10 protein-coding genes are annotated in these 11,032 nt (G+C 40.6%); 1 reads left to right on the forward strand and 9 read right to left on the reverse strand.

Annotated features, from left to right (window positions below; genetic code table 11):
* Positions 1–59: 59 nt before the first annotated feature.
* Genes BM097_RS00265 through argC form a run of 5 tightly spaced genes read right to left on the reverse strand, consistent with a single transcriptional unit; the run spans position 60 to position 4,984 of the window.
* Complete coding sequence (locus BM097_RS00265; RefSeq protein WP_090544743.1) at positions 60–1,259, reverse strand: aspartate aminotransferase family protein; 1,200 nt, start codon at positions 1,257–1,259, stop codon at positions 60–62.
* Complete coding sequence (gene argB, locus BM097_RS00270) at positions 1,252–2,160, reverse strand: acetylglutamate kinase (RefSeq protein WP_242944625.1); 909 nt, start codon at positions 2,158–2,160, stop codon at positions 1,252–1,254. The genes BM097_RS00265 and argB overlap by 8 nt, the downstream gene beginning before the upstream one ends.
* Before the next feature lie 13 nt (positions 2,161–2,173).
* On the reverse strand, positions 2,174–3,397 hold the full coding sequence (gene argJ, locus BM097_RS00275; protein WP_090544745.1) for a bifunctional glutamate N-acetyltransferase/amino-acid acetyltransferase ArgJ: 1,224 nt from the start codon (positions 3,395–3,397) through the stop codon (positions 2,174–2,176).
* A 9-nt stretch (positions 3,398–3,406) separates the two neighbouring features.
* Complete coding sequence (locus BM097_RS00280) at positions 3,407–3,907, reverse strand: GNAT family N-acetyltransferase (RefSeq protein ID WP_242944626.1); 501 nt, start codon at positions 3,905–3,907, stop codon at positions 3,407–3,409.
* Positions 3,908–3,931: 24 nt separating this feature from the next.
* Positions 3,932–4,984 carry an N-acetyl-gamma-glutamyl-phosphate reductase gene (argC, locus tag BM097_RS00285; RefSeq protein WP_090544746.1) on the reverse strand — a complete coding sequence of 351 codons (1,053 nt, stop codon included), beginning with the start codon at positions 4,982–4,984 and terminating at the stop codon, positions 3,932–3,934.
* Positions 4,985–5,261: 277 nt separating this feature from the next.
* Here argC and BM097_RS00290 point away from each other — a divergent pair, with 277 nt between their 5' ends.
* On the forward strand, positions 5,262–6,479 hold the full coding sequence (locus BM097_RS00290; RefSeq protein ID WP_090544748.1) for an argininosuccinate synthase: 1,218 nt from the start codon (positions 5,262–5,264) through the stop codon (positions 6,477–6,479).
* Between the two features lie 378 nt (positions 6,480–6,857).
* On the opposite strand, the gene BM097_RS00295 is transcribed toward BM097_RS00290, so the two are convergent.
* Genes BM097_RS00295 through pknB form a run of 4 tightly spaced genes read right to left on the reverse strand, consistent with a single transcriptional unit; the run spans position 6,858 to position 11,019 of the window.
* Positions 6,858–7,520, reverse strand: coding sequence for a thiamine diphosphokinase (locus tag BM097_RS00295; RefSeq protein ID WP_090544750.1), 663 nt, complete (start codon positions 7,518–7,520; stop codon positions 6,858–6,860).
* On the reverse strand, positions 7,517–8,170 hold the full coding sequence (rpe, locus tag BM097_RS00300; protein ID WP_090544752.1) for a ribulose-phosphate 3-epimerase: 654 nt from the start codon (positions 8,168–8,170) through the stop codon (positions 7,517–7,519). The genes BM097_RS00295 and rpe overlap by 4 nt, the downstream gene beginning before the upstream one ends.
* Positions 8,171–8,175: 5 nt before the next feature.
* The gene (rsgA, locus tag BM097_RS00305) at positions 8,176–9,063 is read right to left on the reverse strand and encodes a ribosome small subunit-dependent GTPase A (protein WP_090544754.1); all 888 of its coding nucleotides are present in this window, start codon (positions 9,061–9,063) and stop codon (positions 8,176–8,178) included.
* A 3-nt stretch (positions 9,064–9,066) separates the two neighbouring features.
* Complete coding sequence (gene pknB, locus BM097_RS00310; RefSeq protein ID WP_090544756.1) at positions 9,067–11,019, reverse strand: Stk1 family PASTA domain-containing Ser/Thr kinase; 1,953 nt, start codon at positions 11,017–11,019, stop codon at positions 9,067–9,069.
* Between the last annotated feature and the right edge of the window lie 13 nt (positions 11,020–11,032).

Raw genomic sequence — 11,032 nt, forward strand, 5'->3', positions numbered from 1 at the left:
AGGAGATTCCAATATCGTCCTGCTTATTGTAGCGAATTTTTTCATATATTACAAGAGTTTTACAAAAATGTGTCAAGAACTCTTTCGATTTTTTCTTTAAATTCGTCAACATCCTGCTCTGTAATCACAAGTGGAGGTAGTAATCTAAGTACATCTGCTCCTGCTGAAAGTACCACAAGATGCTGCTCTAACAATGCACGGCTTACAACCTCCTTTACTGGAATAGTAAGAACAAGTCCTTGCATTAAGCCAAGACCTCTTCGTTCTGTAATAAAATCGTATTTTTCAACAATTCTGTCCAAGGTCTGCTCCAAGTAAGGAGTAATTTGATTTACATGTTCAATCAGCTTATAATCCTCAAACATGTCAAAAACCTGTGATACTGCAGCTGTACAAAGAGGATTGCCACCGTAGGTTGTTCCATGGTCTCCAGGAACTAATGAATTTTCAGCCACTTCCTGTGTAACTGCAAAGGCACCGATTGGAACACCGTTTCCTAAAGCTTTTGCAGTGGTTAAAATATCCGGGCGAATTCCGTACTGCTCATAGGCGTACATGGTTCCTGTTCTACCCATACCACATTGAACCTCGTCAAGGATTAACAGAATACCCTCCTCATCACAAAGCTTCCTCACCTTTGTAAGGAATTCCTTGTCGGCAGGATAAAGTCCTCCTTCTCCCTGCACCGTTTCAAGAATTATAGCGCAGGTATTATCTGTAAGATTGGCTAGCACACTTCCAAAATCATTGAAGGATGCAAACCTAACACCTGACATTAAAGGATAAAATGGCTCACGGTAATGCTCCGTTCCAGTGACTGAAAGTGAGCCGACGGTTCGACCGTGGAAGGAATTTTCCATAGCAATAATTTCGTATGCCCCCGCCCCTCTTTTAGTATATGCATATTTTTTTGCTGTTTTTAGAGCTCCCTCAATAGCCTCGGCACCTGAATTAGTAAAGAATACCTTATCCATTCCAGAAGCCTTACACAGCTTTTCTGCTGCCTCTATCATAGGCTGATGATAATAAAGATTAGATGTATGAGTAATTCTTTTTAGCTGAGTAATCAAAGCATTCTCATAATCTTCATTGCCATATCCAAATGCCATTACACCAATGCCCGATGCAAAATCCAAATATTCTTCATCCACCTCATCGTAAAGATGTACGCCCTTTCCATAATCAAAAACTACTGGAAATCTGTTGTATACATGAAAGAGGCTTTCTTCTGCCTGTTCTATCATCTGCTTTTTATTCATTGTAGTACCTCGTATCCTTGTCTCCTATGATTGCTGTTCCAATACCTTTGTTTGTAAAGATTTCAAGAAGTAAGCAGTGTGCAATTCTGCCATCCAAAATATGGACTCTTGAAACGCCCTGTTCAATTGCCTCAATACAATTGTTTAATTTAGGAAGCATTCCACCGCCAATAAATCCATCTCCAATTAAAGCCTTTGCTTCTTCCACTGAAAGCTCTGAAATTAAGGTATCAGGGTCATCCTTGTCCTTGTAAACACCCTCGATATCAGTAAGGAATGCCAGCTTTTCAGCATTAACTGCTTTTGCAATGGCACAGGCAGCATCATCAGCATTGATATTGTAGGTCGCGAAATTTTCATCCATACCGATTGGACAAACAATTGGAAGAAAATCCTTTTCAAGTAAATCCATAATAATCTTTGGATTAACCTCTGTTATTTCTCCAACAAAGCCTATGTCCTTTCCATCAGATAGCTTCTTTTCAACCTTTAAAAGACCGCCGTCCTTTCCAGAAATACCAATAGCATTTACACCAAGAGACTGAACATTTTGAACTAGAGACTTATTAACCTTATTTAAAACCATTTCAGCAATTTCCATGGTAGGCTCATCTGTTTTTCTAAGACCGTTTACAAATTCTGGTGTCATGCCAGTTTTTTCAACCCACTTAGAAATCTCCTTGCCACCACCATGAACAATGATAGGCTTGAAGCCAACTAGCTTTAGAAGTGTTACATCCTGGATAACCTGCTTTTTCAGCTCCTCATCCACCATTGCACTTCCGCCGTATTTTACAACAATAATCTTGCGATTGAATCTTTGAATATATGGCAAAGCCTCAATCAAAACCTCAGCCTTGTCCATAGCCTTATCCATTACCTTTTGCATACTTACGTCCATAGCATCCTCCCTGTTAGCTGCGATAATCTGCGTTAATCTTTACGTAATCATAAGTTAAGTCACAGCCCCATGCTGTAGCAGAAGCACTACCTTCATGCATATCTACATAAACTGTAACTGTATCTGCCTTCATAATCTTAAGAGCTTCATCCTCGTCAAATACTATAGGTGTGCCCTTATCAAAAACCTTTAATGTTCCATTAACACTCTTAAAGAAAAGCTCCACATCCTCCTGATTGAATTCAGCACCAGAATAACCCATGGCGCATAAAAATCTGCCGAAGTTGGCATCACAACCAAATATTGCAGCCTTTGAAAGATTTGAACCTACAATGGCTCTCGCCAGGGTTTTCGCATCTTCCTTTGACTTCGCATTTACGATAGTAGCTTCAAACAGCTTGCTTGCACCTTCCCCATCGGCAGCCATCTTCTTTGCCAGAGTTTCGCATACAAATGCCAAGGCCTCCTTAAAGGTACTGTAATCATTATCCTTTTCAGTAATCATTTTGTTTTCTGCCAAGCCGTTAGCCATGCAAAGCAAAGTATCATTTGTAGATGTGTCACCATCAACTGTAATCATATTGAAGGTGTCTGCCACAACTTCGCTAACCGCTTCCTGTAAAAGGGATTTTTCGATAGATAAATCTGTTCCTAAGAAAGCAAGCATAGTACACATATTAGGATGAATCATGCCTGAGCCCTTGCTCATGCCTCCTAAATGAACCATCTTGCCACCGATTTCAAACTCTACTGCAATTTCTTTATTAACAGTATCTGTAGTCATGATAGCCTTTGAGGCATCGCTACCTGCAGCTATGCTTTCATCAAGCTTTGGTGCCATTGCCTTTACACCAGCCACCAGCTTGTCCACTGGAAGCTGCATACCGATTACACCAGTAGATGCAACTGCAACTGTATCAAATGGAATGTTAAGTGCTTCCTCTACACCTTTTGCTGTTGCCTCGCAGGCATCGAAGCCTTCCTTGCCAGTGCAGGCATTTGCAATTCCAGAATTGATAACCACCGCCTGCATATTTTTGCCTGATTTTACAATATTCATGTCCCACTGAACGCAAGCCGCCTTCACCACATTACTAGTAAAGGATCCTGCACATACACATGGCACCTCAGAATAAACCATTGCCATATCAGTACGTCCCTGATATTTAATCCCAGCCGCATGGCTTGCTGCCTTAAAACCCAATGCTGCTGTTATTCCACCATTAATCTCCTTCATAATCTGCTCCTATTTATTAAATGCTATTATATTTTCATCGTTCAGGGTAAAGTCGTATACATTCAAATCCTTTCGCTCTACCCACTGTTCTGCCTGCCAAAAGCTATTTCCAAGTTGATTGTCAGTAAAGGCAACCAGCTGAATCTTTGTGATTCCTTCAGATTTAAGTCGTACCATAGCAGATGTAGCCATAGCCCTGCCGATTCCGTTTTTACGATAATTTTCGTGAACGCATACATGATAAAAGCAGCCATGTCTTCCATCATGTCCTACTAATATGCTTCCAACGATTTTGCCGTCTGCAACTGCAACAACAGAAAGACCTGTATTTCTGTCTAAGAAACGTTTTACACCTTCCTTAGAATCATCAATGCTTCGCATTGCAAATCCATGAATGGACGTCCATAAATCATAGACCTCATCATAATCGCTGATGTCCATAGTTCTGATTGTAAAATCCATATGAACTCCTAAATCTAAAGTTACGTTAAAAGAATCTTTTGTAATCATATTAGGTCCCTCCTAATTGCCGTTTTATGGAAACATTGGTGCAAAATCAAGTCCTGTTTTTTCATCTAAATCAAACAGTATATTCATGTTTTGAACTGCCTGGCCTGCAGCACCCTTAACTAAATTATCTAAAGCACCCATCATAATGATGCGACCAGTTCGTTCATCGATTTTACAGCTAACATCTACAAAATTGCTTCCCTCAACCCATTTGGTCTCTGGGCACTCGCCATAATCTAAAACTCTTACGAAAAATTCATCATCATACATATCGTGGTATGCCTGCATCACATCATCTTTTGTAGGAAGCTTGCCGTCTTTCTTAATAAGAGATGCATATTCAGTAACAAGGATTCCCCTATTCATTGGAACAAGATGTGGTGTGAAGTTAATCATTATCTCCTTGCCACAGGCATAGCCTAACTGCTCTTCTATTTCTGGAGTATGTCTATGTGATGCAACTCCGTAAGCTTTTATGCTTTCGTTTACCTCGCAATACAGATTAGGAAGCTTTGCTCCTCTTCCTGCACCGCTTGTTCCAGATTTTGCATCGATGATTAAAGTAGCTGGATCAATTAAACCTGCCTTAACAAGTGGATATGCAGTAAGTATTGAACAGGTTGTGTAGCAGCCAGGGTTTGCAATAAGTCTAGCGCCCTTTTCTTTGTCTCTGTTTATTTCACAAAGACCATAAACTGCTTCTTCTATAAACTGTGGACTCATGTGCTTGATGCCATACCACTTTTCATATATAGAAACATCCTTTATACGATAGTCCGCTGATAAATCTATAGCCTTACAGTTGTTAAGAATCTCTTCTGTAAGTACCCCTGCCAAATAACCCTGTGGAGTTGCTGTGAAAATCACATCCACCTGTTTAGAAAGCTCTAAAATGTTATCATCCAAACACTTATCTTCAACAAGTGTAAACATGTTCTTATATATAGAAGCAAATCGCTCATCTACATAGGATTTAGATCCATACCACACTATCTCAGCTTCTGGATGACTATAAAGTAGTCTCACTATTTCTGCCCCAGCGTATCCAGTCGCTCCAATAATTCCAACTTTAATCATAGCAAATTGTCCTCCAAATGAAATGTCATGTGTAAATTGTATTACAATACTTTCGTTAAGTAAAGTGTTGCGACGCAATTTTATAAATCAAAAATGCATAAATATACACGTAGTTTTAGCGTGAATCAATGTTAAATTTACCAAATATCATTTTTATGCACTATAATTGCATATATTTGCACTTGTATTTTCAACTTTAATGTAGTAAAGTATGTATCAACAAGTCGAAAGGCTTACAGGGAGATTTTTATAAAACACATATAAAGGAGAATTCAACATGGCACAAGAAAAAGTAATACTAGCTTATTCAGGCGGACTTGACACAACAGCCATCATTCCATGGCTCAAGGAAAACTACAATTATGAAGTTATTTGCTGCTGTATCGATTGCGGACAGGGCGAAGAATTAGACGGACTCGAAGAACGAGCTAAGCTATCCGGCGCATCAAAGCTTTATATTGAAGATATCGTTGATGATTTCTGCGACAACTACATCGTTCCATGTGTACAGGCAGGGGCTGTATACGAAAATAAGTATTTACTTGGAACTGCTATGGCTAGACCTGGTATTGCTGCAAAGCTTGTAGAGATTGCTCGAAAAGAAGGAGCTACTGCTATCTGTCATGGAGCTACAGGTAAAGGAAACGATCAGATTCGTTTCGAGCTTGGCATCAAAGCTCTTGCTCCAGATATTAAGATTATAGCTGCATGGCGTAGTGACAAATGGACTCTCCAGTCACGTCAGGATGAAATTGATTACTGCAAGGCTCATGGAATCGACTTACCATTTTCTGCAGACCAGTCCTACAGCCGTGACAGAAACTTATGGCACATCAGCCACGAAGGACTTGAGCTTGAAGATCCAGCTGTGGAGCCAAATTATAATCACTTACTTATGCTTACTACTCCACCAGAGAAGGCACCTGAAACACCTGAATATGTAACTCTCACTTTTGAAAAGGGTGTTCCTACATCTGTAAACGGAAAGAAAATGAAGGTAAGCGATATTATCAAAGAGCTAAATGTTATTGGTGGCCGCAACGGAATCGGCATCATTGATATTGTAGAAAACCGTGTTGTTGGTATGAAGTCACGTGGCGTATACGAGACACCAGGCGGAACTATTCTTATGGAAGCTCACGAACAGCTTGAAGAGCTTATCCTCGACCGCGCGACATTAGAGGTTAAGAAAGAAATGGGGGCTAAGCTTGCACAGGTTTGCTACGAAGGCAAATGGTTCACACCACTTTGCGACGCTATCCAGGCCTTCGTAAAATCAACCCAGGAATATGTTACTGGTGAAGTAAAAATCAAGCTTTACAAGGGCAACATCATCAAAGCTGGCACTACTTCACCATACTCACTCTACTCAGAGTCACTTGCATCCTTCACAACTGGTGACCTTTACGACCACCACGACGCCGAAGGCTTCATCACACTCTGGGGCCTCCCACTAAAGGTTCGCGCCCTCAAGCTTGCTGAAGCTAGGGACTAACACCCACGCCCTTCGAATAAAGGGCTGACTGCTAGATATGTATAGAGCGGACATATCCCTAAACTACTAAGCATATGTATGAACTGGATTAGGGTACATTGCTTTCACTATTACATTCGCTAAGAAAAATTAAAAAAGCAGGTTTTGCATATATAGACACCGTGGCACATTCAACATCGTGTTTCAAGTGACCACTTGCGCCGCCGTCCATGGCGGCGCATGCCTATATATTGCAAAACCTGCTTTTTATTTTTCTAAGCTCATTCCAACGTTACAGCAATGTACCCTAATCCAGTTCATACATATGCTATCCAAATATTTTATATGTCCGCTCTATACATATCTAGCAGTCAGTAGAAATCCAAATGGGCGTGGGTGTTAGTCCCTGGATTCGCATACGATTAGGTAGCCCTCGGCCACGTGGATGGTGGCGAAGTTGTCTACGATTTCGTTGCTGACGGTGAGGGTGTTGAAGCCCTCTAAGGTGGCACGATGAAGTGGATATTTGAAGCCCTTCATGGTGACGCCATCTGCGAAGCCTGCGTATGGAAATACGGATATGTATTTGCCAAATTGGTTGCCCTTTTCTAGTTCTAAAGTCCAACCTGGGGCAAGCATAAGGATGTAGTTGCGCTCGTCCACAAGAATAACATCACGGTCATGCTTTAGGCCAAGGCCAAGAAGGTTGATGTTTCCTAGGGTGTGGTCTATCCGGGCGCCAGTGCCTCCTAAGATATATATTTCATCGGTATTTTTGGTACGTTTAAAAGCTAGGCGTAAAGCAAATTCGGTGTCTGTATCGTCCTTGATAGGATTAAGCCTTATCACCTCAGCTCCTGTGTTTTCTATTTTCTTGTATGCATCATCTGAAATAGAATCAAAATCGCCTACTACAATATCTGGATTAACTCCCAGCGATAAGCAGGATTCAAAACCACTGTCGCAAGCAATAAATAAAGTCTTATCAAATGAGTGGTCCGCTATAAATCCTTTAGCAAATTCAGGATTAAGCTTACCTCCTGCTATTATAAAAACTATCATCTCATTTTCTCCAATAGTACTTCGGCGTTAGCTTTAACATCACCCTTGAATACGGCCGAGCCTGCTACGATGATATTGGCACCTGCATCAAGTGCATAATCAATGGTGTCTATGTTAATACCACCGTCAACCTCAATATCAATCTTTGCCCCAACCTGATTGCAAAGCTCTGTAAGCTCACGAACCTTGTGTATAGTATAAGGTATCAGCTTTTGGCCACCAAAGCCTGGATTAACTGTCATAATAAGAACCATGTCTACCTTATCAAGCACGTGCTTAATAGTAGAAACTGGTGTAGCTGGATTTAAAGCTACTCCAGCCATAGCTCCACATGATTTAATCAAATCAATTGTAGCATCAAGATGCTTGCAGGCTTCAGCATGAACTGTGATAATATCTGCTCCTGCCTCTGCAAAATCCCTAATGTATCTTTCAGGATCAACAATCATAAGATGTACATCAAATAATCTATCAGTGTACTTTCGAATGCTCTTAAGTACTGGCATTCCATAGCTGATACTTGGCACAAAAACCCCGTCCATCACATCAAAATGAACATATTGTGCGCCAGCCTCATCGATAAGCTCAAGCTGTTCCTTTAATACCCCGAAATCAGCCGATAAAATTGATGGTGCTAAGCATTTTTCCATATTAATCACCTATACTTGTTATTCCTTTCGTTTACCATTTCCCCATAGATTTGCAGATAGTTTTCATATCTGCTTGCTGCTATTTCTCCGTTTGCAACAGCATCTTTAACCCCGCATTTTGGTTCCTTATCATGGGCGCAACCTGTAAACTTACAGTTAGAAGCCGGTTCAATAAACTCTGGAAATAGCATATATAAATCAACCGGTTCCAGCTTAGGAACGAACAGAGACGAAAATCCTGGTGTATCCATAATGAAGGTATCCTCTCCAAGATACAAAAGCTCGGAATGTCTTGTAGTATGCTTTCCTCTTCCAATTTTTTCTGAGACCTCTCCAGTCTCCATGGAATGACCTTCTGTAAGCATATTTACAATGGAGCTTTTTCCAACACCTGATGGTCCTGCAACAGTTGACGTTTTACCATGTAGTACTTCCCTGATTTCATCAATTCCTTTATTCTGCTTGGCAGAACAAAAGATTACTTTATAGCCTGCTCTTTCATAGGTATTACGCATTAACTCTTCGAATCCATCATCTGCAATATCTTCCTTGTTAAAACAGATTACAATTGGAAGCTCCTGCTCTTCCATCATGCACAAAAATCTGTCTAAAAGATTAAGATTAGGCTCAGGATTCTTAGTAGCAAAAATGAGCAATGCCTGATCTACGTTTGCCACAGCCGGTCTGATAAGCTCAGACTTGCGAGGCAGTAGTTTTACTACATTGCCCGTTTTCTCCTCTTCGGAGATGATGTCTATTTCAACATCATCCCCTACTAAAGGTTTTTTCTTTTCTTTTCTGAAGGCGCCTTTGGCCTTACATTCATAAACGCCTGCATCTATTACATAAACATAATAGAAGCCAGCTATTCCTTTGATAATCTTACCTGTCATATATTAATTGGCTGTTCCCTGTACAGTCTGTGTTTGAGCTTCACCTGCTACACCTTCAGCTGGTGTAAGTGTAACTGTAAGCTGTGCCTTTGAAACATCAGAAATATTAATTGCACCACTCTTTGGAATAGTGCCTGACTTGTTTAATTCAGCAATTGAATATGTGCAATCGCCCTCAAAAGGATTAGCAATTGTGTAATTGTAGGTAGTAGCCTTTGCTCCCTTGCTGATTACAAGTGTAATTGTTGAATTTGCAGCAACCATTTCACCTGGAGCAATTGACTGGCTGATAACCTGTCCCTGTGGTACAGTGTCAGAGTTTTCTGTTGATGTGCTGGTAACAACAATATTCTTTGCATCAAGAACTGTTGTAGCTTCAGCCTGTGTAAGACCAACAACACTAGGAACTGCTACCTTTGCAGAGCTGTCTGCATCTGTAGACTTGTTTTCTGTACCTGCAGCTGGTGTCTGTGTAGCGGCATTACCTGTATTAGCACTTGGAGTGCTATTTGAGGAGCTACTAGAACTGCTGCTAGGCTTAGACTCTGACTTTTCAGAAGAAGCAGAAGAATCTGACCCACCTTCAGCCTCGCCCTCACCAGATACTGTAAGTCTAAGTGTATCATTTAATGAGAACTCATCGCCTTCTTTTGTAGACTGGCTCATTACCACGCCATCTTCGTAATCATCACTATCTTCGTAAGAAACTAAAATGTTTTCCTCTTCAAGACCAAGATCAGTAAGCTCTGTCTTTGCCTCTTCATACTGAGTGCCAACAACATTAATCATAGTAACCTTCTTAGAACCGAACTTAAATACACCAAAGTGTGTTCCAAGAATTGCAACGATGATAACTACAATAGCGATTCCTGCAATAATACCAGAGATTGTAATAATCTTGTCCATTTTAGAATCTTCGTAATCATCTTCGTCATCATAGTACTCATCATCATAATACTCGTCATCATAGTATTCATCATCATAGTACTCTTCTTCCTCATCTTCGTATTCATCATCGAAGATAAGGGCCTGAGCAGCCTTCTTTGTAAGTGATTCCTCCTGCTCTGGTGTGATGCGAGTCATAATCTGTGTCTTACCAAGATCTGCTGACTCGACTATAGTAACGAAATCCTCGTTAGGGCTAACTAAAGCCTTCTTTAAATCCATAAGCATGTCTGAGATAGTAGCATATCTTCTATCTGGGGACTTCATTGTAGCCTTAAGGATAATCTTTTCAAGTGAAATTGGAAGATCTGGAGCGTATGCGCTAGGCGCAACCATTTCCTCCTGCAAATGCTGAATAGCAATTGCAACTGTATTATCTCCATCGAAAGGAACACGGCCAGTTACCATTTCGTACATTACGATACCAAGTGAATAAATATCACTCTTACCATCAACAAAACCATTTCTAGCCTGTTCTGGAGAAGAATAGTGAACAGAGCCCATTACATCTGCATGAATTGTGTTTGAGCTAGCTGCTCTGGCGATACCGAAATCAGTAACCTTAACCTTACCCTCTGTAGAAATAATAATATTCTGAGGCTTGATATCACGGTGAATGATGCCCTTTTGATGAGCTGCCTCAATACCTCTTCCTACCTGAATCGCAATTGAGATAGCTTCCTTGAAATTAAGCTGTCCCTTCTTTTCGATATATGTCTTAAGTGTAATGCCCTCAACATATTCCATTACGATGAAATACATTCCATTTTCAGAGCCTACATCATAAATATTAACGATGTTCGGATGCTCCAAGCCTGCTGCTGACTGAGCCTCTGTTCTAAACTTTGCAACAAAGGTTGCGTCCTCAGAAAACTCTGGCTTTAAGATTTTGATTGCAACTTCTCTTCCTAAAATATGGTCCTTAGCACGGTAAACATCTGACATTCCGCCTGCGCCAATTTTATCAATTACTTCATATCTGTCTGCTATAAATACGCCTTGTGTAATCATTTATTCTCCTTTA

Source organism: Pseudobutyrivibrio sp. OR37, from assembly GCF_900113655.1.
Classification (GTDB): Bacteria; Bacillota; Clostridia; order Lachnospirales; family Lachnospiraceae; genus Pseudobutyrivibrio.

Coding starts and splice junctions, on each gene's coding strand:
- BM097_RS00265 (WP_090544743.1), bottom strand. CDS start 1,259: ATGAATAAAAAGCAGATGATAGAACAGGCAGAAGAAAGCCTCTTTCAT.
- argB (WP_242944625.1), bottom strand. CDS start 2,160: ATGGACGTAAGTATGCAAAAGGTAATGGATAAGGCTATGGACAAGGCT.
- argJ (WP_090544745.1), bottom strand. CDS start 3,397: ATGAAGGAGATTAATGGTGGAATAACAGCAGCATTGGGTTTTAAGGCA.
- BM097_RS00280 (WP_242944626.1), bottom strand. CDS start 3,907: ATGATTACAAAAGATTCTTTTAACGTAACTTTAGATTTAGGAGTTCAT.
- argC (WP_090544746.1), bottom strand. CDS start 4,984: ATGATTAAAGTTGGAATTATTGGAGCGACTGGATACGCTGGGGCAGAA.
- BM097_RS00290 (WP_090544748.1), top strand. CDS start 5,262: ATGGCACAAGAAAAAGTAATACTAGCTTATTCAGGCGGACTTGACACA.
- BM097_RS00295 (WP_090544750.1), bottom strand. CDS start 7,520: ATGATAGTTTTTATAATAGCAGGAGGTAAGCTTAATCCTGAATTTGCT.
- rpe (WP_090544752.1), bottom strand. CDS start 8,170: ATGGAAAAATGCTTAGCACCATCAATTTTATCGGCTGATTTCGGGGTA.
- rsgA (WP_090544754.1), bottom strand. CDS start 9,063: ATGACAGGTAAGATTATCAAAGGAATAGCTGGCTTCTATTATGTTTAT.
- pknB (WP_090544756.1), bottom strand. CDS start 11,019: ATGATTACACAAGGCGTATTTATAGCAGACAGATATGAAGTAATTGAT.